This is a genomic window from Aeromonas sp. 1805 (assembly GCF_013085525.1).
Lineage (GTDB): Bacteria > Pseudomonadota > Gammaproteobacteria > Enterobacterales > Aeromonadaceae > Aeromonas > Aeromonas hydrophila.
The window spans coordinates 2,239,640-2,265,152 of sequence record NZ_CP038515.1 but is presented as its reverse complement, the minus strand read 5'-3'; the positions used below and the strand labels follow the sequence as shown (position 1 = coordinate 2,265,152).

Sequence of the window (25,513 nt, the reverse complement as noted above, 5' to 3'; positions counted from 1 at the left end):
GTGAAGCTAGAAGATCTGCCTGGCCAGCAGAAAGACCAGGGCATAACGCAACAATTTGCCGAGCCCGATGAGAATGAGAGAGCGCCAGAAGGAGAGACGCAGCCAGCCGGCCAGCAGACAGAGTCCATCGCCGATCACCGGCGTCCAGGCCAGCAGCAGACACCAGTGGCCATGTTGTTTGAGCCAGCCGAGGGCTTTTTGTTCCCCACGGCCTTGAAAATCTTCCGGTTTTTTCTTGAAGGTGGCGAGCCAGCCGAGCCACCAGGTGGTCATGGAGCCGAGGGTATTGCCCAGCGTCGCCCACAGCAGCAGGCTGGCCATGCTCCACTCCCCCTTGGCCGCCATGGCCCCCAGCAGCACTTCCGAGCTGCCGGGCAGCAGGGTGGCGGAGGTGAAGGCGCTCAGAAACAGCCAGCCGAGCCCCAGCTCGGTGATACCGTTCATCCGGCCAGAGCGTCCGCGGCGGGCATGCGCAGCAACAGCTTGCCACGCACGTGGCCCTGCTCGATGGCCTGATGGGCCAGCGCCCCCTCGGCCAGGGTATACTCCCCGGCGACCGTGACCTGAACCTCACCCTGACGCAGCAGGATCAGCATCTGACTCAGCTGCTGGCGGTCGGGGTGTACCAGCATGCCGAGCACCTCGATGGCGCTGCCGGCCGCGGCATCCTTGATCTGCTGCGCGCTGATGGTGGGTACCGTCACCAGCCGGCCACCGGGCTTGACGCAGGCAAGCGCCGCTTTGCCGCTCTCGCCACCCACCAGATCCAGCACCAGATCGACCTGACCGCCGGCCACCACCTGGGCGACCCAGTCTGCGTCATGGTAATCCACCATCCCACTGGCCCCCAGCCCGTGCAGGAAGCTGTGGTTGTCGCGACTCGCCGTCGCCACTACCTCAGCGCCATAGGCGCTGGCAAGCTGCACCGCCAGGTGGCCGACACCGCCGGCACCGGCCAGGATCAGCACCCGTTGCCCCGCCTTGAGGGCGCCGTGTTCAAACAGCCCCTGCCAGGCGGTGAGGCCCGCCAGCGGCAGCGCCGCCCCTTGCCTGAGGCCAATATCCTCCAGCCTGACCAGCTCCTCCTCGCGCGCCACCACGGACTCGCCGTAGCCGCCGGCCGCGAGGGGAAAGCCCACCATGCCGCACACTCGATCCCCCTCGGCCAGCGCGGTGACGCCGGGGCCTATCTTCTCCACCACCCCGGCCACGTCATAGCCCGGCGTCCAGGGCAGTTTGTCCTTGTTCTGGGCCGCCGCCCAGCCGAGGCCTGCCCGGGTCTTGGCATCGATGGGGTTGACCCCCGCAAAGCAGATGCGCACCCGCACTTCGCCGTCGGCTGGCACCTTGTCCAGGGAAGGGTTGAGCCGAAGTACCGAGGGGTCACCGAATGCGGTAATCTGTAGCTGCGTCATTGCACAATCCATCCTGTTGATTGATCAAGGGTCAACAGAATAACAGCGAGGACACCATGGCTCGAATGTTTCTTATTCCTCTGTTGCTGGCCCTCGGGTGGTGGGCGTTTCTGCTCTACTTCCGCATCCCGCTCAAACAGGGGGCCAAGGGCTTTTACTGGATCATCGGCATCGGCGGCGGGCTGGCCGCCTTCCTCAGCCTGATGATGGTGCTGACCCACTAGCACAACCCCCGCACGGCAATAAAAAGGCCACCCTGCGGTGGCCTGATGATCAACTCCCCTGCGAGCTGAGATGGTAGTGGCGGTTGCTGCCCTGCCCCAGCACTCCCTGGACCAGCAGATGCTGGAACACCCGGTCCACCTCCTCCAGCGACAGCGACAGCGCCTCTGCGACCCGCCGCTTGCTGCACTTGAGCTCACCGCTCTCCAGCGCGCTGCGCACCTGAGCCACTACCTCCGGCTCGGGCTCCGGTCTGGCCATCACGGCGGGCACCATGGCCGCCGCCTCAGCCTGGCGGGCCAGGGTCTGCTCCCTGGCCTGCTGCCACAGCCAGCTGCGACGAAAGCGGTTCTCCTCGCCGATCAGGCTGACGAAGAAGGCGCCGAACACGTCGAGCAGCACGGAGAGGAAGCAGACCAGCAGAAACTGCACCTGGCTGATGCTCATTCCCACCCCGTCCGCCAGGCTGCTCATCAGCCCCAGCATGGAGGATTGCTCGTTGATGGGCTTGGCATCGCGCTCCTGGCGCAGCTCATCTTGGCGCAGCCTGAGCTTGGTGTTGGCCTGCTGCAACCCGCTGACGCCGCTGGAGATGCGCGCCATCTCGATGTACTTGCGGGCCGCCTCCTCGTTGAGCTGGATCTGCCGCTCTATGCTGGCGATCTGTTCGTCGAAGCGGGCGATCTCCCGCTCATGGCGCGCCTGTTGGTTGAGGATGGTGTTGGTGGCGCTGTTGATGCCGCCTATGCTGCCACCGATGGAGATGGCGGCCAGCACGCTGTAAAACAGCAGCGACCAGAAGGCCCCGCTCAGCTCACGCCGCGCCTTGCACTCGCCGTACTCGTACCAGACGTAGAACTTGCCCAGCTCGAAGATGATGGCCAGGCCGCCGAACAGCCACTTCATCAGGGGATTCTCGTCGATGGAGAGAAACAGCAGCAGGGAGAAGACGATGGAGGCCAGAATGGCCAGCCCGGTAAAACTGTACACCGTGGTCAAGGCGAACCACCCCTTGGGGTAGCGCAGCACGGTAGAAGCCTGTGTAGTCATGATGAAGGGGGTGCGATATGCAGGAAAAGTTGGCTGCCGATTATAGTCAGCCGAGCCACAGAATGAAGGCTAATCATTTGAATTGACTCAGATACCTTCACAAACGGACAGGCTGCGACCAGATTGGGCAAATTGTCGACGCTTCCCCGTTGTCTGCCGCTGCAAACCCCGCTAGCCTGATCTCCTGCCCGCCCGCGGCAAGCCGGCATGACATGCCCGCCAACTGGTGTCGTGCCTGGTTCCGGCCCGGTTAAGGCGCCAGCTTCTACACTGAGACCAATCCTTCCGCACTCGAGGTCATCATGCACAAATCCATACTGCTGCTCTCCCTGCTGTTCGTCCAAGGCGTGGCCGTGGCGGCGCCCCCCTCCAAGAACAACGATGGCGTCAAACTCTCCACCGACGACATCAAGCTGGACATCAACTGGGATCAGAAAGAGTACGACTGGTGGCAAAATAACTGCCTCGATCTCGGCATCGGCGACAGCCGCATCCAGCTCAACTGCGACAAGATGGACGGCAAATACCGGGACCACTACAACCGCAGCATCCACAGCGGCAACAACCCGGGCCAGGGCCACAACAAGCAGAAAGGCAACGGCAACGGCAACGGCAACGGCAACGGCAAGAAGAATTGATCGTCATCCCCGTTACCCTGACACAGGGGCCGAGGCTCCTGTGTCCATTTCTCTACCAGTAGTTCTCCGCACTGATGTTGCCGGGCGCCCGCCGCAGGTTCTTGGCCAGTCCCAATGACAGCAGGGTCTGCTGGGTCTCCTTCACCATGGCCGGGTTGCCGCAGATCAGCACCTGACTCAGCTCGGGGGCAAATTCCAGCCCGACCCGCGCCTGCAGCCGACCGTCGGCCATGGCTGCCGGGATCCGCCCTGCCATCGCCTCGGGCCATTCCTCCCGGCTGACGAAAGGCACATAGCGAAAACGCTCGCCGTGGCGGGCGGCAAAACCTGCGATAAGCTCCCGATAGCTCAGCTCTTCCCCCTTGCGCACCCCGTGCACCAGCACCAGATTCTCGAAACGGGCGAAGGCTTCCCCGTCGGCCAGCATGGAGAGGAAGGGGCCGATGGCGGTACCGGTGGAGAGCAGCCAGAGATCGCGCCCGGCCGGTACCTCGTCCAGGGTCAGAAAACCGGTCGCCAGGGATTGCACCAGCAGGCTGTCGCCCGCTTGCAGGGAGCCGAGGGACGGAGTCAGTTCCCCATCGGGGATCTCGACGAAATAGAACTCGTGATAGGGGGCTGACGGGGGGTTGACGAAGGAGTAGGCCCGCTGGATGCGGCGATCGCCCTGCTCGAGGGCCAGTTTGGTGAATTGCCCCGCCTTGTAGGGGGCCAGCTCGGCCGCCACACGCAGGGAGAACAGGGTGGGCGTCCACTCGATACGCTCAAGGACGCGACCTTCGACCCAGGCCATAGGGATCTCCTCCAGAAGAACGGATCCTTACTCTAACCCTGGGCCTGAAAATAAAAAACCCGCGCAAGTGCGCGGGTTTTTCTGCAAAAGCGAATCGCTATTACAGGGCAACAACCTGGATCTGTACGGTTGCTTTGACGTCAGCGTGCAGCTGAACAACAACTTCGTAGTCACCGGTGTTACGCAGAACGTTGCCCATGCGGACTTCGCTCTTGGCAACGGCTACGCCGGCAGCAGTGATGGCTTCAGCCACGTCACGGGTACCGATGGAACCGAACAGCTTGCCTTCGTCGCCAGACTTGGAGGCGATAACAACGGCAGCCAGTTCACCCAGCTTGGCAGCGCGCTCTTCAGCGGCAGCTTTACCGGCAGCCAGTTTGGCTTCCAGTTCAGCACGGCGAGCATCGAAGGTCTCGATGTTGGCCTTGGTAGCCATAACAGCTTTGCCTTGCGGGATCAGGTAGTTACGGGCATAACCAGCTTTCACGGAAACTTGGTCACCCAGACCGCCCAGTTTGGCGATTTTGTCGAGCAGGATAACTTGCATTACCTTTCCTCTATAAATTTCGTTGAGTTAGGCTTAAGCGCCGGACCGATTCTTACTTGTTGTGCAGATCGGTGTACGGCAGCAGAGCCAGGTAACGAGCACGCTTGATGGCGCGTGCCAGCTGACGCTGATACTTGGCGCGGGTACCGGTGATACGGCTCGGTACGATCTTGCCAGATTCAGTGATGTAGTTTTTCAGAGTAACGATATCTTTGTAGTCGATCTCGGTAACGTTCTCGGCGGTGAAGCGGCAGAACTTACGACGACGGAAATAACGTGCCATGGCCTTTATCCTCTAGTCAGTGATCCAGAATTACTCTTCGGAAGCAGCTTCAGTAGCTTCTTCGCGGCGCTCGTCGTCACGACGGGTGAAGCGCTCTTCCTTGGCCTTGGCCATCGGAGAAACTTCAGTCACGGCGTGCTTGGTGCGCATGATCATGTTGCGGATAACGGCATCGTTGAAGCGGAAGTTGGTTTCCAGCTCATCGATAACGGCTTGCTCTGCTTCTACGTTCATCAGAACGTAGTGGGCTTTGTGCAGTTTGTCGATCGGGTAAGCCAGCTGACGACGGCCCCAATCTTCCAGGCGATGAATAGTACCACCGGAGGTGGTGATGGCGCCGGTGTAACGCTCGATCATGCCAGGTACTTGCTCGCTCTGGTCCGGATGAACCATGAAGACGATTTCGTAATGACGCATTTTAGCTCCTTACGGATTAATTCAGCCTCCGCCCAGGTGCAGCCAGACCTCGGAGGCAAGGAACATAATGGTGTTTAGACGCTGCTTTTCTAGGGCGGCGTATTGTACAAAATCCCATCCCCCACTGCAACCAGCCGCCACCGATGTTTTTATCTATGGGAACAATACAAAACTTCAATTGATAATAATTATCATTTAGATCTATTCTATCTCCATGCACTTATGGAGGCTGATACCATGCAACCCGCACTGACCACGGCCATCCCGGCCCGCAAATTCAAACTGACCCTGCTCGGGCCGGCCTTTATCGCCGCCATCGGCTACATAGATCCGGGCAACTTCGCCACCAACATTCAGGCCGGTTCCACCTTCGGCTACCAGCTGCTGTGGGTGGTGGTGTGGGCCAACCTGATGGCCATGCTGGTGCAGACCCTCTCGGCCAAGCTCGGCATCGTCACCGGCAAGAACCTGGCGGAGCACATTCGCGACCGGCTGCCCAAGCCGGCAGTCTGGGCCTACTGGGTACAGGCGGAGATCATCGCCATGGCCACCGATCTGGCCGAATTCATCGGTGCGGCCGTGGGCTTCAAGCTGCTGCTCGGGGTCACCCTGCTGGAAGGGGCCGGCATCACCGCCGTGGTCACCTGGGGCATTCTGATGCTGCAATCTCGCGGCCAAAAACCGCTGGAGTTCGTGGTGGGCGGCCTGCTGCTGTTCGTGGCGGCGGCCTACATCGTCGAACTGGTGTTCTCCCGCCCCCATCTGCCCAGCCTGCTGGAGGGCGCCCTCTTCCCCGGCCTGCCCAACAGCGACGCCGTCTATCTGGCGGCCGGCGTGCTAGGTGCCACCGTGATGCCCCACGTAATCTACCTGCACTCGGCACTGACCCAGCACACCCAGGATCAGGGCTCGGTTCCCCAGCGGCTGCACACCACCCGGGTCGACGTGGCCATCGCCATGACCATCGCCGGCTTCGTCAACCTGGCCATGATGGCCATGGCGGCGGCCGCCTTCCACAGCTCCGGCAACCAGCAGGTAGCGGAGCTGGAGTCGGCCTACCAGACCCTGACCCCGCTGCTGGGGCAGGCGGCCGCCACCCTGTTCGGCCTCTCGCTGGTCGCCTCCGGCATCAGCTCTACCGTGGTGGGCACGCTGGCCGGCCAAGTGGTGATGCAGGGCTTCGTGCGCTTCACCATCCCGCTCTGGCTGCGCCGCGCCATCACCATGGCTCCCGCCTTCGTGGTGATCGCCATGGGCCTCAACACCACCGAAATCCTGGTGCTGAGCCAGGTGGTGCTGAGCTTCGGCATCGCGCTGGCGCTTATCCCACTGCTGATATTGACCGGCGATCGCGCCCTGATGGGGGAGTATCGCAACCACCCGGTGACCCAGGCGGTCGGCCGCCTCATCGTCGCCCTGGTGATCGGGCTCAACGCCTACCTGCTGGTCGCCATGATCTAGCCCGCCATCCCCTCCCAAGGCCGGCTCATTAACCGAGGTTAATGAGCCGGCCTGCGCTTTGGCGTATGCTGGCGGCTCTCTTCCTCTTCGATTTGCGGGAGTCATCCATGCCACATACCCGAGCCAGCTTCGTGCTGGGCCACCATCAGGAGCAGGCCAGCGTGCTCTTCTGCCAAAGCGGCGACACCAGCCTGCTGGTCACCGACCTCACCCCCTTTCATCCACAGAGCCACCTCTGGCCCGATCAGCCGGGTGACGTGGGTACAGTGCATTGGGAGGGCGGCGACGCGGTCGTCGGCCCCTGCTGCATGGGGGTCATCAGCCCGGATGGGGAGCTGTTCGTCGACCAGGCGATCCCGGTCAAGCGGGGTGCAGAAGGGTGGCGCTTCGTGGTGGTGCACCCGCTGGCCGGTCACTGTGCGCTACCAGTGGGCAGCCAGGTGACACTGCGGGTGGATGCCGAAGCCCGCCGCGCCCTGAGCCTGGGCCACAGCGGCTGTCATCTGGCGGCACTGGCCCTCAACCGGGCGCTGATGCCTTACTGGCGCAAGGAGGTCAACGAGAGGGACGCGCTGGACCAACCGGACTTCGATCGCCTCGCCATCCAGACCTCGCAGGTCGAGCCCATGGGTTCGCGCGAGCAGTACCGGATCGGCAAGAGCCTGCGCAAGAAGGGAGTCAACAGCGAAGCACTGCTGGCAGAGCTGGCGCAGATTGAAGTGCAGGTCAACCGCCAGTTGGCCGACTGGGTAGCAAGCGGGGCTGAGATCCGCCGCAGCCGGGCCGGCGAGGCGATCATCGACTCCCGTTACTGGCACTGCTCGCTGGAAGGCCGGGAGGTCACCATCCCCTGTGGCGGCACCCATGTCAGCAACCTGGCCGAGCTGGGGCAGGTACAGGTGCAACTGGCCTCCTGTGAGGAGGGGTTCACCCTCACTACCCGGGTCACCCCCTGACCGGCCGGCCCGGATGCCTTGAGCCGCCTCCCCCTAGCCGAGGCGGATCAGCAGGATGCCGCCCAGGATCACCAGGGCGGCCAGCAACCGGACCCGCCCCAGCGTCTCCCCCAACCAACCCCAGGAGAGCAGCACCGCAAACAGCACGCTGCTCTCGCGCAAGGCCGCCACCAGGCCGATGGGCGCCTTGGTCATGGCCCAGATGACGATACCGTAGGCCAACAGCGACAGGGCGCCACCGATGGCGCCGCTGCGCCACGCCGCAGGCCCCAGCTCGCGCCAGGCGGTGCGACTCTGCCAGCACATCAGCAGCGGCATCATCAGCGCGGTGAGGGCGAACAGCCAGAGGGTGTAACGTATCGGCTCACCGGCCGAGCGGGCTCCCGCCCCATCGGACAGGGTGTAGGAGGCGGTAAACAGTGCCGTGATGAGCACCGCCTGCAGCGCGGCCGGCGCCAGCCGCAGACCACCTCGCCACGCCATCAGCAGCACGCCGCTCACCAGCACCATGGCCCCCGTCACCGCCACCATTCCCGGCACTTCGCCCAGCAGCAGGGCCCCGAACAGCAGGGTCACCAGAGGGGCACTGCCCCGGGCCAGCGGATAGATCTGGCCGAACTCCCCCAGCCGGTAGGCTCGACCGAGAAAAAGACAGTAGCCGCAGTGCAGCAGGATGGAGAGCGCCAGCCAGGGATATTCGGCCGCCACCGGCCAACCCACCAAGGGCAGCAAGGGGGCGGCAAACAGGCCGGAGCAGAGAGAGACCAGCAAGACACTGACGCGCCCCTCGGCCTGGCGCTTGGCCAGCGCATTCCAGAGCGCGTGCAGCAGGGCGGCCAACAGGATGGCTGCAAAGATGGTAGGGGTCACGACAGGGTTCCGATAACAACAGGCCGCCCAGCATAGCCGGTTTGCCCGGCCATGACAGAGAGCGGCCTCATAAGATGCCTGTATTTCTCACCCATCGGCCTGCTGCCGATGGGCATGTCATCAGCGCAATCGGCGCTGCCAGTGAATGGCCAGCAGGATGAAGCTCACCCCGACCCAGAGGTTCCACGCCGGGATCTCGCCAAACAGCCAGACTCCCAGCAGCACCACGAACATCAGGCCGGAATACTCGGTCGCCGCGATGCGGTTGGCCTCCACCTGGCGATAGGCGTAGAAGCAGCTGGCGTGATAGAGCAGCTGCATGACGCCGCTGCCGCCGATCAGCACCAGCAGTCGCCAGTCCACCGGCTGCCATTGATGTACCGCCAGCCCGGCGGTCAACGGCAGAGCCAGCAGATTGGCCCAGAACAGGGTCGCCACCACCGAGATCCCGGCTGGCAGTTTGCGCCCCGTGATGTTGAACAGCGCCAGGGTGAAGGCGGTCACCAAGGCGCCCAGCCCGGCCAGATGGAAATCCCCCGGCCGCAGCACGAACACCACCCCGAGCAGCCCCATGCCCCCAGCAGCCAGACACGGGAATTGATCTTCTCCTTGAGCAGCCAGGCCGCCAGCGGCAGCGTCAGCAACGGGGAGACGTAGAAGATGGCGTTGGCCGTGGCCAGCGGCAGCTGGGTCAGGGCCAGCATCATGCCGCCACCGCCGAGCAGGCAGAGGTGGCCGCGCAGCAGGTGCCACTTCCAGGCACCCAGCCCCCAGGTCGAGCGCGGCACCCGCAGCATGAAAGGCAGCAACACCAGCAGGGTCAGCAGCTGGCGCAAGAACATGTATTGGAAGGGGCTGAAGCCGGGGCCGATCAGCTTGACCAGCACGTCGGAGAAGGCCTGGGCCAGATTGCCCAGCACCAGGGTGATGATGGCGAAGGTTTGCAGATCCAGTGCGAACCGCTTGCGCAACAACTCCATCAGCGACAGCCGCTCGAGTGGCGAACGCTAATAAAATGGCTCAACGGCTCAATCGCTGAATCTTGTTCTGAATTAATGGGGTAAAAGACCATTTTTAAAACCTATCCATCAACTGTTGCCGATTAATCACTCAAAGGGTACCCACTAACATGGCGCCGAGCACCCGTTTTCTTTACTACCTCAAGACATAATAATTTCATTGTTATGCTTAAAAGGTATTAAGAGGAGCTCATGCCGATGTGGGGAATGTCATCTTCCAGATAGGGTTCACCCACGGCGGTGAAGCCGTGACGGCAGTAGAAACCTTGCAGGTGTGCCTGGGCCCCGAGATAGATGCTGACCCCGGGCCAGAGCCGGGCACACTCCTGCAGCGCCTGCTGCATCAGCCGATGACCGAGCCCATCGCCTCTCGCCTCGGGCGCGGTCACCACCCGACCGATCACCACCTGCTGCGCCTTGGCCACGCCGGGCGCCATCAGCCTGGCATAGGCTACCAGTGCCCCATCCTGCCAGCCGAGCAGGTGCAGCACGTCGGGGCGCTTGTCGACGCCGTCCAGATCGAGGAAGACGCAGGTCTGCTCCACTACGAAGACCCGGGATCTCAGGGTGAGCAGTTCATAGAGTTCGTTGACGTCGAGTTGTTCAAAAGACTTGAGAGACCAGTTCATGGGGGTTCCTTGCTCATGATGAGAAGGGCAGCATAGCCAGCCGCACGCCAGCCGGCATTAACCTTTGTTAAGATCCTTCAGCCGCTTGCGAATGCGGCTCAGGCTGATGGGGGTGATGCCGAGGTAGGCGGCGATCTGGTGATCGGGCACCCTGGCTTCCAGCGCGGGAAAACTGCGCAGGAAGTGCTGATAGCGAGCCTGCGGACTCTCGGTCAAAAGCAGCAGCTCCTTCTCCTCCTTGATGCGCAGCTGCACCGCCAGCAGATGCTGATACCAGGCGGGCCAGCAGGAGAGAGCGCGCAGGTCAGCCAGATTGAACAGCAAGAGCCGACAGGGCTCCAGCGCCTCCACACTGTAGCGGGCCGGCTCGCCACTGAGCAGGTGGTGGAAGTCGAGGAACTCGTCACCCTCCCAGTAGAACTCCTTGATGTACTCGCGGCCATCTGCGAGCACCACCTTGGCCCGCAGCAGCCCCTGCTCCACCATCACCAGCAGATCGGGTCGATCGCCGGCATGCCAGAGGCAGGCACGGGGGGTCAGGGTCAGCGGCCGGGCAAAAGAGAGGAGGCGCGCGGCCTCCTGCTCATCTGTGACCCGATCCCGGCAAAACGGGGGTCTATCCATTCAGCTTGCCTCAGGCACGACGCTGGCGCACGGCTTCAAACAGGCAGACGCCAGTGGCTACCGAGACGTTGAGGCTGGATACCGCCCCTGCCATCGGGATGCTCACCAGCTCATCGCAATGCTCGCGGGTGAGACGGCGCATACCCTTGCCCTCTGCGCCCATCACCAGCGCCATCGGGCCGGTCAGCTTGGCCTGGAACACGTCGTGATCCGCCTCGCCGGCGGTACCGACGATCCAGACACCACGCTCCTGCAGCTCGCGCAGGCTGCGGGCCAGGTTGGTGACCTGAATGAGCGGCACCACTTCGGCGGCGCCACAGGCAACCTTGCGCACGATCGGAGTCAGGCCGGTGGCCTTGTCGCGCGGCACGATCACCGCATGCACTCCGGCCGCATCGGCGCTGCGCAGGCAGGCGCCCAGATTGTGCGGATCGGTCACCCCGTCCAGCACCAGCAGGAAGGGTTGAGTCTGTTGCTCGGCCAACTTGTCCAGCAGGCTGGCCAGGTCGTGCTCGGCCAGCTTGGGCGCCTCTTTCACCCGGGCCATGATGCCCTGGTGATTGTTGCCCTCAGCCTTGTCGTCGAGCGTCTTGCGGTTCACGCTCTGCACCTTGAGGCCGAGCGCATCCAGCTCCGCCAGCAGGGGTTGCAGCCGGTCGTCATCGCGCCCCTTTAGGGCCCACACCTCGATGAAACGCTCCGGGGTGCGCTCCAGCAGCGCGGATACAGCGTGAATGCCGTAGATCAGTTCAGTACTCATGTTCAAGATCCGTGGTGTCAGGCCGCATAAATGCGCCCCGAAGAAAAATGGCCGTACCGGCAGCCTGACCACCATGATACTGGCGTCGTCACCGGCCGCTAAATGATGGTGCATCATACCAGAGACGCCGGCATCTAGGGAGGAGGAAGCTGCTCGGCCAAACGCCTGCAGCTATATCGAGCCCTTCGGCGGCACATGGCGACAAGCCAATCATGGCCTGTTAGCCGCTACGCGGTGCTCAAAACGATGAATGTCCCAATTTCAGTTCATTGAAGATCAGCCCTTTCCATGTTGATGTTCGACTTCAACACTGCTCAGGATGACTAATTTATTGATCTTGCCCAGGAAACTATCATCTCCCACTTCCCTCTCCTACATCGCTCGCTAACATAGCCGTTTGGCAACAGCCTCGTCGGAATCACCCATGGGTCATGCAAGTGCAACATCGTCGGTAAGCGGGTCAAAAGCTGCTGACTGGAAGCTGACATTCAAGCGCGGTAGCCTTGCCTGATGGAATGGATAAGCGAGTGGAGCGACACTGGACATGGTGACGGCCTCATTTTCATTTCTGACCGGTTCACGCATGCGTGATGAGGCGACGTTTTCCAAGACTGATCTGTACACTGTTTTTTCACACAGCACTAATGGTGGCGCCACTCAAAAGTGGTGACTATCCCAACTTCTCTTGTGTAAAAATTTTCAAGATTATCGAAAAATTGTCACGGAACTCACGATGGAATCAAACGATTCAGGCGGTGTAGCCGCCAAGCACGGTTTCCTATTTCAGGATTGCGTAGCCGCTTACCATGTCACCCGAATGCTCCGAGACAAGACTATCCACAGTGTCCGCTGTGAGGTCACAGACGATATCGACATCTTATCTAATGGGCGCGTCGACTTCGTGCAGGTGAAAAGCACAGAAAAAACACGCTGGAACATCTCTGACATCGTCAAAAACTCCAAGGGCGCCGATAAGAAAATAATTCCCTGTAGCTCGATATTGCACAAGTCGATGCAATGCGAGCCAGATGCCGGTTTGTCCTGTAGGTATTTGATTGTCACTGAAGACAAGGTTAACAAAACCCTAGAATACCTGACGATCCACCCAACAGCTCGGGCAGATAAGCCAGGACGGCAGGAGTTGATCGACGACCTCAACAAACGCACGACGAATTATCAGACTCCGTCGGGTGTGAGCATTGCCGGCTGGGTCGATGCGGCCACTTGGGAGGTTTATCACACCTTGCGCGAGTTGGAGCTCATGGGGATCAGAAATATACGAATGGCTTCTCAAGATTTGCATGGGGTCATTCTCAGCTCTGAGACCGTTGCCGAAGAGATATGGTCTCACATCCTCGACACTGTGACGCGTAAGGGCGAGCATTCTCGGCGTATCCACAGTGCTGATGAGAAATCCTATTCCCGGCAAGACCTCCTTGAATGGTTCAAGTTGTGTGTCGAGGATGACCAGTCTCGATCAGGCCGCAAAATTTACGTCAAACGGGACTTACCCCACGTCCTGACGCCATTCAGAGCGCCCATGGCCTCGGTCTGCGCCAAGCGAAAAGGGTTGGTTCTTCATCAGCAATACTCGCTTAGAAAATACCGCTACAGTCACATCGCGGACAATGTTTGCCAATGGTTGGATGAAGTTTTTCTCCGGCCAAAAGAAATGTCTGATATTCACAAACTGTCATTGGTAGAAAAGCGAGAACGATTAAAGACATCCGTCTTCAAATCACTCCATGATGTGAATGAATTTTTAGGTCGAGTACTATTGCACGCCACGATCCGGCAGCACCACGAAAGCCAGCCGATACCCTGCATGTTGTATGTGGAAAAACCTGGGTCAGAAAAAATTCTTGAAAACGTGCACATCGTTCGCCGCGATCCTGATGGTGATCAGCTCTGGATTGGCTTCAGCGAGTTGGTGACAAATATCGACATTGCCGTCAGATTGCCAGAGATACGAAATCAGCTGTATGAGGATATTTCGGAGTGCTTCGATACAGCGCGCAGAAAGATCCTCGATATCAAAGATGACGACTACTTACTTAGCCACGACATCGACGAAATCCTCGATGGTGGCCAACCTTTCGATGCTCACCTCGACCGCTTCACTTTCGTCCTGTTCGTGGGTTATGACTCGAGCCTGCTTACCGACCCTGAAACGCTAGGATATGAGGATGACTTGGAGAAGGAAACTACTGCGCTGTTCGAAAAATTTGCTGCTGATCTCATTGAGGATTCGCCGTTCGCGGATCTTTGTGTCCACGTGTTCATCTATCCCGCTCCGAGTATTGAGCGGTTAATCCAATTAGTTGAGGACAAAGTGAGGGAAGTCGTATGACAGGGGGCTATGAACAGGCGAAAAACAGTCTGCATACGGAGAGCTTCTCACCTTTCAAATACCTTTCTGTGATTAACAGGCTGTTGTCTAACCCTGTCTCGTATGACCTAGGCCGAGACTTGATCGTGCGCGCTCTCGATGCGCGCGAGCTGTTTGTCGATCACACTACGATTCTGAAAAACATGGTGAGGAAATCAGGCCTATTTCCGTATTTAAAAAAGGAATTCACCGACCTGACGCCGGAAGAAGTCAGGGTACTTGATCTATACAGGACACCATTCTCGGACAGCTTTGTTTTCCATTCCATGCAGTTCCACATATTTGATTTGCTTAAGGCAGGTAAAAATGTGGTACTCAGCGCGCCAACAAGTATGGGAAAAAGCGCTATCGTCGATTCTTTGCTCGGTCTTGGTACCTTGCAGAGGCTCGTCTTGGTTGTTCCGACCGTTGCCCTTGCTGACGAAACTCGTCGTCGGTTGCAAGGGCGGTTCGGTGATCGATACCAGATAATCCACCATAGTTCCCAAATATGTCATTCAAACCAAGCTGTCTACGTGTTAACGCAGGAGCGGGTGAACGAGCGAGACGATATCGTTGACATCGACCTCTTCGTCATTGACGAGTTTTACAAGCTAGCTTTCAGACAACTCAAAAACGGCGAGGTGAATTATCAGGATGAGCGAGTAATCGAGCTCAACATTGCGTTGAGCAAGCTGCTGAAGGTATCCAAACAGTTCTACCTGACCGGGCCTTTCATCAACAGTATTCGTGGTCTTGAAAAACTCGGGTACCCGCATACCTTCGTATCCACCGACTTCAACACGGTCGCTCTCGATGTTCAAACCTTCGGCATCAAAGCGAATGACGACAAAGCTAAACTCAACGCGCTGGCTGAGATCGCTCGCGCATGTGACGGCGCAACAATCATCTACTGTAAGTCGCCAACTGTTGCCGGTTTGGTGGCACGCGAGCTGATCAGGCTCGGATATGGCACTCCGACTGAGAGTCCTCATATCGAGTGGGTCAGTAAAGAGTTCGATGCCGATTGGGATTACACTGTTGCTCTCAAGAACGGAATAGGATTGCATTTTGGTGCATTGCCGAGGGCACTACAGCAATACACCATCGATCAGTTTAATGCTGGAAAACTGCACTTCCTGCTCTGTACCTCAACGATCATTGAAGGCGTCAACACTGTTGCCAAGAACGTCGTGATATATGACAACCGCGATGGTACCCGGAGTATCGATAAATTCACCCATGGGAACATCAAGGGGCGCGCAGGGCGAATGGGCGTTCATTTCGTAGGAAAAATATTTTGCCTAGAGGAAATCCCTGAAGATAACCTCAATCAAGAGGTAGAGATTCCTCTCGGTATTCAGGACATTGATACTCCGCTCAATCTCTTGGCTAGTGTTCAACCTGACCACTTGTCCAAGTTTTCACAAGATCGCTTTGATGAAGTTTTCACAAACGACAGCATTTCAATTGACCTTGTGAAGAAGCACTCGTACTTCCGTGTCGATCAGTTCGAGGAACTGCAAAGTATGGTGGAGATGATGGACGACTCTGAATTCGCATCGCTGGTGTTTCATTGGACCCCCGCGACGAACTTCCTTAAAACCTTCGCGAAAGTCATTGCCAGACTGGTTCCCCATACTTTTAGTCGCAATGGGGTCCCTGTTAAGCCAACAGATGTCATGGTAGCCAAACTTGCTGGATATTATAATGCTGTAAGCTATTCGGACTATCTGAAAAGCCAGATCGATCATGCACAGCAATGGATATCTGAAGGGGAAAAGCGCACGCTTTCCTACTCCATCAACAATGATTTAAAGATCATCACAAATGCCTTCGGTTACACCCTGCCTAAAGTTCTCAGTTTGATGGAGGATGTCGTCAAACACCATGCGTTGAAGCGGGGTATCCGCAGCAAGATCGATTACACCTACGTCAAATTGGCATTCGAAAGCCACCACCTACCACCAGGTGTCAATGCCCTAGAGGAGATTGGTATTCCCATTCAGACGTTACACCGACTGTCAGACTTATTGGCATTTCCAGACCAAGCTGATGTAGATGAGCTGTGTCAGTATCTTCGCAATACTCAGGACGTTTGGAATAGAACACTTGGTTTTGTGGATCAGTCGTTCATCAGGCGAGCACTCAATATTGGATGATATCAGTCATGGGAAATGGGAGGAAAAATTGGTGCGGAAAACCAAATTTGTAGCGGAAAAAGGTGAAATTGGGTCACCCACCTTTCTGAGCGCCGCGTAGCAGTCAATAGAGTGGCAATCGCGCAGGGATTGTGCTCCTAGCCATAGACACGGAGCTTGGCTGAGATCCACCGAAGGGCTGAACCCATAACCCTTTTCGCTGACCATAAAAAATCCGAACCCCGGTAACAGGGTTCGGATTTTTTTCGTCTTTGTGACTATCGGGCTCTGTCGGAGATAACCCGAGGTCATCAGCGTCTTATGGCCGCGACTCGGGGGCGCCGGCCCCAGGCCATGGCCCAAGGGCTTAACCCTTGGCCTTCACCTTATCGCGAGCTTTTTTGCCCGGTCGTCTGTTGCTGGGTTTGGCACGGCCACCCTTGGCGGGTTTGCCGCTCTCCTTGCCATCTTTCTCTTTGCGCTTTTCGTGGCGCTCGGCGCTCTTGGCCTTCTCTTTCTTGATCTCGGCCATCTTGCGAACCGCCTGCTTGGCGTTCTTGCCGGTGATCTTGAGGGGCTCTTCCACCATCACGAAGTCGATCTTGCGATCGTCCAGATTGACGCCCATCACCTTGACCCGCACCTTGTCGCCCAGACGGTAGCGGCGGCGGAAGTTCTCGCCGATCAGCTGCTGATGCAGCGGGTCGAACTGGTAGTAGTCGTTGGTGAGGGTGCTGACGTGCACCAGACCGTCGATGTGGATCTCGGCCAGACGCACGAAGAAGCCAAAGCCGGTGACGCTGGCGATGACGCCGTCGAACTCGTCACCCACGTGATCCAGCATGTACTCGCACTTGAGCCAGTCGGCCACATCGCGAGTGGCATCGTCGGCACGGCGCTCGGTCATGGAGCAGTGCTCGCCCATCGGATCCACTTCTTCCAGCTGGTAGTGGTAACCACCGCTCGGGGTCCACTTGTGGCGCAGGTTGGCCTGCTGCTCCTTGGCGGTCTGATACTTGATCGCACGGTGCAGGATGAGGTCGGGGTAACGACGGATCGGCGAGGTGAAGTGGGCGTAGGACTTCAGAGCCAGACCGAAGTGACCTATGTTGTCGGCCTGATAGATGGCCTGACGCATGGAGCGCAGCAGCATGGTGGAGAGCAGCTCCGCATCCGGGCGCCCTTCAAACTTGGCAGCCAGCTCGGCGAAATCCTTCGGCTCGGGCTCGAGACCGCCCTTGAGCTCCAGACCCAGTTCGGCCAGGAAGTCGCGGAAACCGGTCAGACGCTCTTCGCCCGGACGGTCGTGCACCCGGAACAGGGCGGCAGCCTCGTTCTTCTCGATGTAACGGGCGGCAGCCACGTTCGCCTGGATCATGCACTCTTCGATGATCTTGTGGGCGTCGTTGCGCACCAGCGGCACGATGCGGTCGATCTTGCGCTGGGCGTTGAAGATGAAGCGGGTCTCCTCGCTCTCGAACTCCACCGCGCCGCGTTGATGGCGGGCATGCTTGAGCGCCTTGTAGAGGTTGTTGAGCTCCTCGATATGGCCCACCAGCGGATCGTACTGCTGACGCAGCTTGGGATCCCCGTCGAGGATTGCCGCCACCTTGGTGTAGGTCATACGGGCATGGGAGTTCATCACTGCTTCGTAGAACTTGTAGCCGGACATGCGGCCGGCGGCGGAGATGGTCATCTCGCACACCATGCAAAGGCGGTCAACCTGCGGGTTAAGCGAGCAGAGGCCGTTGGAGAGCACCTCCGGCAGCATGGGCACCACGAATTCGGGGAAGTAGACCGAGTTGCCGCGCTGATAGGCTTCGGTATCGAGGGCGGTGCCCGGCTTCACGTAGGCTGAAACGTCGGCAATGGCAACCCACAGGCGCCAGCCGCCACCGCGCTTGGCTTCACAGAAGACGGCATCGTCGAAGTCACGGGCATCTTCCCCGTCGATGGTGACCAACGGCAGGGCGCGCAGGTCGATACGACCCTCTTTGGCCTTCTCCGGCACCTGCTCGCCCAGACCGGCAACCTCTTTGGTCACCTCTTCCGGCCAGGTGTGCGGAATGCCGTGGGTACGCAGGGCGATCTCGATCTCCATGCCGGGCGCCATATTTTCACCCAGCACCTCCAAGACGGTGCCGACCGCGTTGAAGCGAGCGGTGGCGCGCTGATTGATGCGCACGACTACGACCTGGCTCTGGCGAGCCCCCTTGTTCTCCCCTTCCGGGATGATGATGTCCTGGCCGATGCGGCTGTCATCCGGTACCACGAAACCGACGCCGTTCTCGACGAAGTAGCGGCCGACGATGTCCGCTTCACGGGATTTGAGCAGGCGTACCAGACGCGCCTCCTGGCGCCCCTTGCGGTCGATCTCGGTAGGCTGCACCAGGGCGTAGTCGCCGTGCATCAGGCGCTGCATCTCGCGGTTGTTCAGGAACAGATCCGGGCCACCACCCTCGGGGCGCAGAAAACCGAAGCCATCTTTGTGGCCGAGCACGTAGCCTTTCACCAGATTCAGGCGATCCGGCAGGGCGTAACACTGGTTGCGAGTGAATACCAGCTGACCATCACGCTCCATGGCGCGCAGACGACGGCGCAGGGCTTCCAGCGGCTCTTCTTCGGTCAGCTTGAGGACCTTTGCCAGCTCTTCACGGGACATGGGCTTTTCATGGCCCTTGATGAGGTCGAGGATCATCTCGCGACTGGCGATGGGGTTCTCGTATTTTTCGGCCTCGCGTTCGAGGAAAGGATCTTTTTGAGACATAAGCAGGCCTTAGGGTAGGTGGTAACGGTGCCATTATATCGGAGGGGGGGGCGAATGGCATCCATCGACTGCCTTTTGGCCAATCTCTCTGTCATACTATGCACAGTTTGCAGGCATGATGAGACATGGAACTCATGAGCAAGGACTCGTTCGCCCAATCCGCCGCCTATCTCAAGCAGGCGGTTCCCCTGATGATCAAGTATCAAATCCCCACCACGCCGGATAATTACACCCTTTGGTATAACTACGTGGCGGCCAGCATGCCCGAGCTCAATCAGGCCATCGATCAGGCCATCAAGCTGCAGGGAACCTGCTCTCTCACCACCTGTGAACGCCTCTATCACCAGCACCTCGCCGCGCAAGATGAGCAGCAGATGGAAACCATGAAGCTCAACCTGGCCGCCATGGCCAACGAGCTTGGCCACACCATGCAGGATGCCCTCTCCGACACCGGCATGTTTCAGGACATGCTCGACAAGAGCTTCGATCGGCTGAGCCTCATCGACGACGAGGGGCTCAGCCTGGAAGACACCATGGGGATCCTGCGAGATCTGGTGCGCGAGTCGCGGGACGTGCGCATGTCCACCATGCACTTTCGCAACCAGCTCAGCAGCGCCGAGAAGGAGATCAAGGAGCTACGCGAGGCGCTCAACGAGACTCGCAAGCTGGCCAACGAGGATGCCCTCACCAGCCTGCTCAACCGGCGCGCCTTCGATCTGGAGATAGAAAGCCTGATCCGCAGCAAGCAGCCCTTCTCCCTGATCCTGTCGGACATAGACCGCTTCAAGAGCTTCAACGACGAATATGGCCACCTGCTGGGAGACCAGGTGCTACGCGCCTTCAGCAAGCGGCTGCGGGAAACCTGCAAGGAGGGCGTCACCGCCTACCGCCTCGGCGGCGAAGAGTTTGCCCTGCTGGTCCCCATGCGCAGTCTGGCGCTGAGCCGTCAGATGGCGGAAAGCCTGCGCCGGGCCATCGAAAAGATGTCGATCCTGGATCGCAAGTCGGGCCGGCGTATCGACCACATCACCGCCTCGTTCGGGGTGGGTGAATACAGCGGTCAGGAGACGGGCGACAGCCTGGTCGAACGCACCGACAAGCTGCTCTACAAGGCCAAGGAGCTTGGTCGCAACCGGGTAATGCCGCTGCCATCCTGATTTCGTCAGCACACAAAAAGGCCGGTCAATGACCGGCCTTTTTCATGTTTGCCATTCAGGGATCAGAGGCTTTTCAGCTTCTCTTCCGGCAGGGCCAGCTCGTCATTGCGGTTGACGCCGATGCCGCGCTCCAGCACGTGGCGGGCGATGGCATGGGCCTCTTCCAGTGAGTGCATGCTGTAGGTACCGCACTGGTATTCGTTCAGCTCGGGGATCTTGCCCTGCTCCTGCACGGTCAGCACGTCGCTCATGGCGGCCTGCCAGGCGGCACCGACCCGGGCTTCGTCCGGCGCACCGATCAGGCTCATGTAGAAGCCGGTCCGGCAACCCATGGGGGAGATATCGATGATCTCCACCCCGTTGCCGTTCAGGTGATCACGCATGAAGCCGGCAAACAGGTGCTCGAGGGTGTGGATGCCGCGCTCGGAGAGGATCTCCTGGTTCGGCACACAGAAACGCAGATCGAACACTGTGATGGTGTCCTTGTTCGGGGTCTGCATGGTCTTGGCCACACGCACCGCTGGCGCAGCCATGCGGGTGTGGTCAACGGTAAAACTGTCCAATAACGGCATTTCTGACTCCTGATTTGGTTACCAGAACCAGCCCCCGCTGGAGAGCTGATCCTTGCATTGTCGATACTGGGCGCCGTAGCGCTGGGCGCGGGCCTCTACCTTGCGGGATGTCTTCATCAGCCATCCCTTGCTGCGGTAGCTGCCACGCCGATAGCCACCCCACCCTTCGTGATAGTTGAGATACTGGCCATACGCATCCCACTTGGAGGTGCCGTTCAGCCGCTGGGCCTTGTGAGTGTACCAGCCCATGAAGTCGATGGCGTCGGCAAAGTCGTCGCGATCGCTCCAGCCGTTGCCGGTTTCCCGCTGGTAGTCGGCCCAGGTTTCATCCTTGACTTGGGCATAGCCGTAGGCGGAGCTGGCCCGCCCGGTCGGGATGAAGAGGAAATACTGCATCGGCGGCTGGGCATCGTGAACGAAGGAGGACTCCTGATACATCATGGCCATCACCACCTGGATCGGGGTTCCCCACTTCTCGTTCATCTTGAGCGCCGCCTTGTGCCACTCCGGCTTCTCGCGAAAGATCTGGCACAGGTTTTCCGGCTGGGCCGGCGGCCGGGTACTACAGGCGGTCAGACCGGCCAGCAGGCCGGCCACCGCAACGAGGCGCATCCAGGACATCAGCGGGATCGAGTCTCCATTCGTTGGCTCATCACGAGGCTCTGCCATCTCATCAGATGGCGTCTTCGTTCTCTTCGCCGGTACGGATACGAATGACGCGCTCCACCTCGCAGACGAAGATCTTGCCGTCACCAATCTTGCCAGTGCGGGCGGTGTTCTGGATCGCTTCCAGGCAGGCATCCAGATCCTCGTCCTGCACCACCAGCTCCACCTTCACCTTGGGCAGGAAGTCGACCATGTACTCGGCGCCGCGATAGAGCTCGGTGTGGCCCTTCTGACGGCCGAAACCCTTGACCTCGGACACTGTCATGCCGTTGATGCCGATCTCGGCCAGGGCCTCGCGCACATCGTCCAGCTTGAACGGTTTGATGATGGCTTCAATCTTCTTCATGGTGACTCCTTACCAGTTCTGTTTGCCAAACCCGGACGTGATGGGGTAACGGCGATCCTTACCAAAGTTGCGGGCCGTGATGCGGGGCCCGACCGCCGCCTGACGGCGCTTGTATTCGTTGAGATCCACCAGCCGGATCACCTTGCGCACCACCGTCTCTTCGAAGCCCTCCGCCACCATGTCAGCCACGGAGGCATCTTCTTCCACATAGCGCTTGAGGATGGCATCCAGGATGTCATAGGGCGGCAGGCTGTCCTGATCCACCTGGTCCGGCGCCAATTCTGCCGAAGGCGGGCGGTCGATGACCCGCAGCGGGATCACATAATCGACGGAATTGCGGTATTCGCACAGCTTGAAGACCAGCGTCTTGGGCACATCTTTCAGCACGTCGAAGCCGCCGGCCATGTCGCCGTACAGGGTGGCATAGCCGACCGCCATCTCACTCTTGTTGCCGGTGGTCAGCACGATGCGGCGACGCTTGTTGGAGAGCGCCATCAACAACACGCCACGGCAGCGGGCCTGCAGGTTCTCTTCGGTAGTGTCGCGAGCAGTGCCCTCAAACAGCGGTGCCAGCTGGGCCATAAAGCCCTCGAACATCGGCTCGATGGAGATGATGTTGAACTCCACCCCCATCCGCTCGGCCTGCTCCTTGGCATCTTCCACACTCATCTGGGCGGTGTAGCGGAACGGCATCATCACCGCCTGCACCTTGTCCGCGCCGATGGCATCAGCCGCGATGGCCAGGGTCAGTGCCGAGTCGATGCCGCCGGAGAGGCCCAGCACGGCGCCGTGGAAGCCGTTCTTGGTGACGTAGTCGTGCACCGCCAGCACCAGCGCCTGATAGGTCTCGGCCAATGGTTCCAGCGGCGCTGCGGGTTCCCGCTCTTTCACCGGCTGCCCATCAGCAAAGCGCACCAGCGCCAGCTCTTCGGCAAACGGAGCCAGCTTGTGGGTCAGCTCACCCTGGCTGTTGAACACCTTGGAGCAGCCGTCGAAAATCAGCTCGTCCTGACCACATACCTGATTGAGGTAGACCAACGGCAGACCGGTCTGATCGCAGCGCTCGGCCATCAGCTCGCGGCGGATCCAGGGTTTCTCCTGATCATAGGGTGAGGCATTGATGGTGAGCAGCAGCTCGGCTCCCGCCGCCTTGGCGGCCAGCGCAGGGCCCGGCTGCCAGAGGTCTTCACAGATGAGCAACCCCAGCTGATGACCACGGAAGGGGACCACGCAGGTCTCGGTTGCCGCAGTGAAGTAGCGCTTCTCGTCGAATACCCCGTAGTTGGGCAGATCCTGCTTGAAGTAGCGTGCGACCAGCTTGCCTTGCTCGTAGAGGGAGGCGGCGTTGTAGAGTGCCTCCCCATCGCGCCAGGGGTGACCCACCAGAATGGCGCAAGCCCCCTGCCATGCCGCGATGTGGGCCAGGGCAGCCTCCACCCGGATCATCAGATCGGCGCGCAGCAGCAGATCTTCCGGTGGATAGCCGGTCAGAGCCAGTTCGGAGCAGACCAGCAGATCGGCGCCTTGCCGATCGGCATCGGCGGCTGCCGCCAGTACCTTGTCACAGTTATCTTCGATGGCGCCTACCGTCAGATTCAACTGGGCAAGCATCAGAGAGAGGGCTTTTGCCATGGCGATGCATCTTGAATTCGAAAATGATGGGGAATGATAAAGAAAAGGCGCTGGCTGTGCCAGCGCCCAAGGCTCAAGGGGTGCAAGTCAGGCTGGTCGCGTTGGTCACTCCGTTGTCCACCAGCAGTGAACAGGGGCCGCTCAACACCTGATTGTTGGACTGTTGCGTCATCTGCACGCTGAAGGAGGGTGGCTGCAACATATAGGTGGTGCTGCCCTGGTTGGAATAGGCAAGGTTGATGGCCAGCGTCGAGTTCGCCGGGGCTGTACACAGATAAGCTGCAGGCTGATTGTTGGCCTGTGGATAGTCGATGCGGCAGGTCGCCCCGGAGTTGGGAGTCGTGATGCTCAACCTGTTGAACGTATTCTTGCTGCACGCTACCGGTGGGGGATTCTTACCACCCGTCCCTCGGGTCAGACACTGGATCCAGCCACTGACACTGACGGTCGGTACCGTCTGCGATCCTGTATCCACCTTGACCAGCATGTCCGCCGTCTGCGCCAGCGACTGGTCCCGTGGCGAGATGAGCGAAGCCGTGATGCCGGAATTCCCCTGATAGGCAGTGACACGCACGGTGACGCTCTGCAGCACCTGGTTGCTGTCCTTGGTCGATTTCTTCGCCGTCATGTAGCCGCGGCTGTAACTGCCGAAATAGTAGTTGTTGAGATCCACCACCGTCTTGACCGTCTCGTTGGTGACGGCGGCATAGTCGGTGGCATTGCCCGTCAACAAGCTCTGCGGAGCCATGGCCCACTCCGCCAGCATGGTCAGGTTGATGTCCTGAAACGGCACCTTGGTCAGATAGTCCACCGCGCTGGTATCAATCCCCACCAGATAGACAGGGTCCAGCACATCCACATAGATGCCGCGGGCGATGAGCTGCGCCGTACCCGTATTGACGGTGATCCCGGTCGTGGTATCGCCCCCGGCTTCCGCGTTGGTAGCCAGCCAGACTGAAAAATCGGTGATGGTAGGCAAGGTGGCGGAGGCACCCTGGGTCCAGTTCAGGGTCGACTTCTGCCAGTCGATGTAGGTCTTGACCACATACTTGATGTATTTCTGATAACTGGCCTGGTTCGCTGGTTTGGCCAGGAAATCGGCCGTGGTCACCACTACCTTGACCAGGTTCCAGTCAGGCAGGGGGCGATAATAGCCATCCAACCGGACGAAACGGCAGGCATCCACGTACTTGCCGCTGTTCGCCGTGCTGAGGCTGCTGCTGTAGCGTACCCGGCTGGTGTTGAGCGGAGCATAAAAGTTGGTGAAGCTGGAGCCACTGCCATCGAAGTGATCCTTGCAGCAGCTGGTGCAGAGCGCGGGCTGGCCATTGACGCTGCTGTCGAGCATCCCCGTGGTCTTGGTCTGCAGCGAGCCTGATTTCCAATAGAGCTGGTTGCTGGCTGAACTGTAGGCCTGACCCGGCAGGTAGGCGCTCAGGCTGGAGCCATAACTACAAGAACAGGAGACGGATGCCATGTCCTGCAGCACCTGCTGGGTATTGCCGTCCGCTGCGGGTTTGTAAGTCACCGTCTCGAACTGGACCAGCTTGCCCACCAGACCATCTTTGGATGTCACGGTCGGCAGTGGCTTGCTGGTCTCCTGCTTGTTGCCATCCCCCAGCTCCACCGAGATGACGTCAGGCGCCACCCCGGGGGTGTAGTTGACCTTGGGGCCCTGCCTCGCTGTATTCAGACCACCATCCAGCTGATCGGAGCTCAAGGATTCGATGGGCGAAACATTGCCGGCCAGTTGCAGCGCCTGAGCCTGCCCTTCACTGTCCGTCCACCCGACGTTGACCGTGATCGCCTTGCGGCCCGGGTAACTCAGGCGATAGCCCGCCGGGGCCACGTTCTGCCAGGTTGAGCCATTCAGGTACTGATTGGTCACCGTCCATCCCACCGAGTAGGCCTCACCCGACAGAGTCACGGCTGCACTGGCCGAGGCTATCTGGTTGTAGGCCGTCAGCGGCGCGGTTGCACTCACCACGCCATTGAAATTGCGAAACTCATCCAGCTTGGACTCCGCCAGTCTCATCGCCGTCTCATAACGCCGGCCATCCTGCGAAACCGTCAGAGCCGACTTGGACATGGCGACCAGGCCGACAATGCCTACTCCCAGCACCACCATCGTGATCAGGATCTCCAGCAGGCCAAATCCTTTTTGCCCTTTCATCTCCATA

General features: G+C 59.6%; 24 protein-coding genes and 1 pseudogene. 7 read left to right on the top strand and 18 right to left on the bottom strand.

Going from position 1 to position 25,513, the window contains the following annotated elements; all coding sequences use genetic code 11:
- Positions 1-6: 6 nt before the first annotated feature.
- Entirely contained in the window at positions 7-444 is a 438-nt protein-coding gene (locus tag E5E96_RS10800) for a YqaA family protein (protein WP_024944550.1), read from the bottom strand.
- The gene (locus E5E96_RS10795) at positions 441-1,415 is read right to left on the bottom strand and encodes an NADP-dependent oxidoreductase (protein WP_171282129.1); all 975 of its coding nucleotides are present in this window, start codon (positions 1,413-1,415) and stop codon (positions 441-443) included. Before E5E96_RS10795 ends, E5E96_RS10800 begins: the two co-directional genes overlap by 4 nt.
- Before the next feature lie 56 nt (positions 1,416-1,471).
- Here E5E96_RS10795 and E5E96_RS10790 point away from each other — a divergent pair, with 56 nt between their 5' ends.
- Positions 1,472-1,639: a hypothetical protein gene (locus E5E96_RS10790; protein ID WP_005308905.1), complete on the top strand. Its 168-nt coding sequence runs from the start codon at positions 1,472-1,474 to the stop codon at positions 1,637-1,639.
- A gap of 49 nt (positions 1,640-1,688) precedes the next feature.
- Here E5E96_RS10790 and E5E96_RS10785 read toward each other — a convergent pair whose 3' ends face one another.
- A complete protein-coding gene (locus E5E96_RS10785) occupies positions 1,689-2,687 on the bottom strand; it encodes a hypothetical protein (RefSeq protein WP_024944552.1) in 999 nt (332 codons plus the stop codon).
- A gap of 302 nt (positions 2,688-2,989) precedes the next feature.
- Here E5E96_RS10785 and E5E96_RS10780 point away from each other — a divergent pair, with 302 nt between their 5' ends.
- A complete protein-coding gene (locus E5E96_RS10780; protein ID WP_171282128.1) occupies positions 2,990-3,325 on the top strand; it encodes a hypothetical protein in 336 nt (111 codons plus the stop codon).
- A 52-nt stretch (positions 3,326-3,377) separates the two neighbouring features.
- Here the strand turns inward: E5E96_RS10780 and E5E96_RS10775 are convergent, their stop codons facing one another.
- The 4 genes from E5E96_RS10775 to rpsF form a co-directional block, all read right to left on the bottom strand.
- Positions 3,378-4,118 carry a ferredoxin--NADP reductase gene (locus E5E96_RS10775; protein ID WP_171282127.1) on the bottom strand — a complete coding sequence of 247 codons (741 nt, stop codon included), beginning with the start codon at positions 4,116-4,118 and terminating at the stop codon, positions 3,378-3,380.
- Between the two features lie 100 nt (positions 4,119-4,218).
- The gene (rplI, locus tag E5E96_RS10770; RefSeq protein WP_011704669.1) at positions 4,219-4,665 is read right to left on the bottom strand and encodes a 50S ribosomal protein L9; all 447 of its coding nucleotides are present in this window, start codon (positions 4,663-4,665) and stop codon (positions 4,219-4,221) included.
- A gap of 52 nt (positions 4,666-4,717) precedes the next feature.
- Entirely contained in the window at positions 4,718-4,948 is a 231-nt protein-coding gene (gene rpsR, locus E5E96_RS10765; protein ID WP_005308890.1) for a 30S ribosomal protein S18, read from the bottom strand.
- A 30-nt stretch (positions 4,949-4,978) separates the two neighbouring features.
- Entirely contained in the window at positions 4,979-5,365 is a 387-nt protein-coding gene (rpsF, locus tag E5E96_RS10760) for a 30S ribosomal protein S6 (RefSeq protein WP_005308887.1), read from the bottom strand.
- A 237-nt stretch (positions 5,366-5,602) separates the two neighbouring features.
- Here rpsF and E5E96_RS10755 point away from each other — a divergent pair, with 237 nt between their 5' ends.
- Positions 5,603-6,826: an Nramp family divalent metal transporter gene (locus E5E96_RS10755; RefSeq protein WP_016349448.1), complete on the top strand. Its 1,224-nt coding sequence runs from the start codon at positions 5,603-5,605 to the stop codon at positions 6,824-6,826.
- A 65-nt stretch (positions 6,827-6,891) separates the two neighbouring features.
- Positions 6,892-7,782: a hypothetical protein gene (locus tag E5E96_RS10750; protein WP_171282126.1), complete on the top strand. Its 891-nt coding sequence runs from the start codon at positions 6,892-6,894 to the stop codon at positions 7,780-7,782.
- Between the two features lie 33 nt (positions 7,783-7,815).
- On the opposite strand, the gene E5E96_RS10745 is transcribed toward E5E96_RS10750, so the two are convergent.
- From E5E96_RS10745 to rlmB, 5 genes and pseudogenes are all read right to left on the bottom strand, one after another.
- A complete protein-coding gene (locus tag E5E96_RS10745; protein WP_171282125.1) occupies positions 7,816-8,652 on the bottom strand; it encodes a DMT family transporter in 837 nt (278 codons plus the stop codon).
- A 120-nt stretch (positions 8,653-8,772) separates the two neighbouring features.
- Positions 8,773-9,632 (bottom strand): annotated as a pseudogene (locus E5E96_RS10740) (DMT family transporter).
- Between the two features lie 218 nt (positions 9,633-9,850).
- On the bottom strand, positions 9,851-10,300 hold the full coding sequence (locus E5E96_RS10735) for a GNAT family N-acetyltransferase (protein ID WP_171282124.1): 450 nt from the start codon (positions 10,298-10,300) through the stop codon (positions 9,851-9,853).
- Between the two features lie 57 nt (positions 10,301-10,357).
- Positions 10,358-10,924: a Crp/Fnr family transcriptional regulator gene (locus E5E96_RS10730; RefSeq protein WP_101614759.1), complete on the bottom strand. Its 567-nt coding sequence runs from the start codon at positions 10,922-10,924 to the stop codon at positions 10,358-10,360.
- Positions 10,925-10,934: 10 nt separating this feature from the next.
- A complete protein-coding gene (gene rlmB, locus E5E96_RS10725) occupies positions 10,935-11,684 on the bottom strand; it encodes a 23S rRNA (guanosine(2251)-2'-O)-methyltransferase RlmB (RefSeq protein ID WP_029304634.1) in 750 nt (249 codons plus the stop codon).
- Between the two features lie 733 nt (positions 11,685-12,417).
- Between rlmB and E5E96_RS10720 the strand changes: the two genes are divergently transcribed.
- Both E5E96_RS10720 and E5E96_RS10715 read left to right on the top strand, forming a co-directional pair.
- Positions 12,418-14,034: a dsDNA nuclease domain-containing protein gene (locus tag E5E96_RS10720; protein ID WP_171282123.1), complete on the top strand. Its 1,617-nt coding sequence runs from the start codon at positions 12,418-12,420 to the stop codon at positions 14,032-14,034.
- The gene (locus tag E5E96_RS10715; protein WP_171282122.1) at positions 14,031-16,214 is read left to right on the top strand and encodes a DEAD/DEAH box helicase; all 2,184 of its coding nucleotides are present in this window, start codon (positions 14,031-14,033) and stop codon (positions 16,212-16,214) included. The genes E5E96_RS10720 and E5E96_RS10715 overlap by 4 nt, the downstream gene beginning before the upstream one ends.
- A gap of 346 nt (positions 16,215-16,560) precedes the next feature.
- On the opposite strand, the gene rnr is transcribed toward E5E96_RS10715, so the two are convergent.
- A complete protein-coding gene (rnr, locus tag E5E96_RS10710) occupies positions 16,561-18,960 on the bottom strand; it encodes a ribonuclease R (protein WP_171282121.1) in 2,400 nt (799 codons plus the stop codon).
- 134 nt (positions 18,961-19,094) lie between these two features.
- Between rnr and E5E96_RS10705 the strand changes: the two genes are divergently transcribed.
- Complete coding sequence (locus E5E96_RS10705; RefSeq protein ID WP_024944559.1) at positions 19,095-20,117, top strand: GGDEF domain-containing protein; 1,023 nt, start codon at positions 19,095-19,097, stop codon at positions 20,115-20,117.
- Between the two features lie 62 nt (positions 20,118-20,179).
- Here E5E96_RS10705 and luxS read toward each other — a convergent pair whose 3' ends face one another.
- The 5 genes from luxS to E5E96_RS10680 all read right to left on the bottom strand — a co-directional run bounded on the left by luxS (position 20,180) and on the right by E5E96_RS10680 (position 25,506).
- Positions 20,180-20,689, bottom strand: coding sequence for an S-ribosylhomocysteine lyase (gene luxS / locus E5E96_RS10700; protein ID WP_011704660.1), 510 nt, complete (start codon positions 20,687-20,689; stop codon positions 20,180-20,182).
- A gap of 18 nt (positions 20,690-20,707) precedes the next feature.
- A complete protein-coding gene (locus E5E96_RS10695) occupies positions 20,708-21,301 on the bottom strand; it encodes a transglycosylase SLT domain-containing protein (protein ID WP_272481394.1) in 594 nt (197 codons plus the stop codon).
- Between the two features lie 61 nt (positions 21,302-21,362).
- Complete coding sequence (glnB, locus tag E5E96_RS10690; RefSeq protein WP_005308848.1) at positions 21,363-21,701, bottom strand: nitrogen regulatory protein P-II; 339 nt, start codon at positions 21,699-21,701, stop codon at positions 21,363-21,365.
- Between the two features lie 9 nt (positions 21,702-21,710).
- The gene (locus tag E5E96_RS10685; protein ID WP_171282120.1) at positions 21,711-23,333 is read right to left on the bottom strand and encodes an NAD+ synthase; all 1,623 of its coding nucleotides are present in this window, start codon (positions 23,331-23,333) and stop codon (positions 21,711-21,713) included.
- Between the two features lie 73 nt (positions 23,334-23,406).
- Complete coding sequence (locus tag E5E96_RS10680) at positions 23,407-25,506, bottom strand: prepilin-type N-terminal cleavage/methylation domain-containing protein (RefSeq protein WP_171282119.1); 2,100 nt, start codon at positions 25,504-25,506, stop codon at positions 23,407-23,409.
- Positions 25,507-25,513 lie beyond the last annotated feature (7 nt).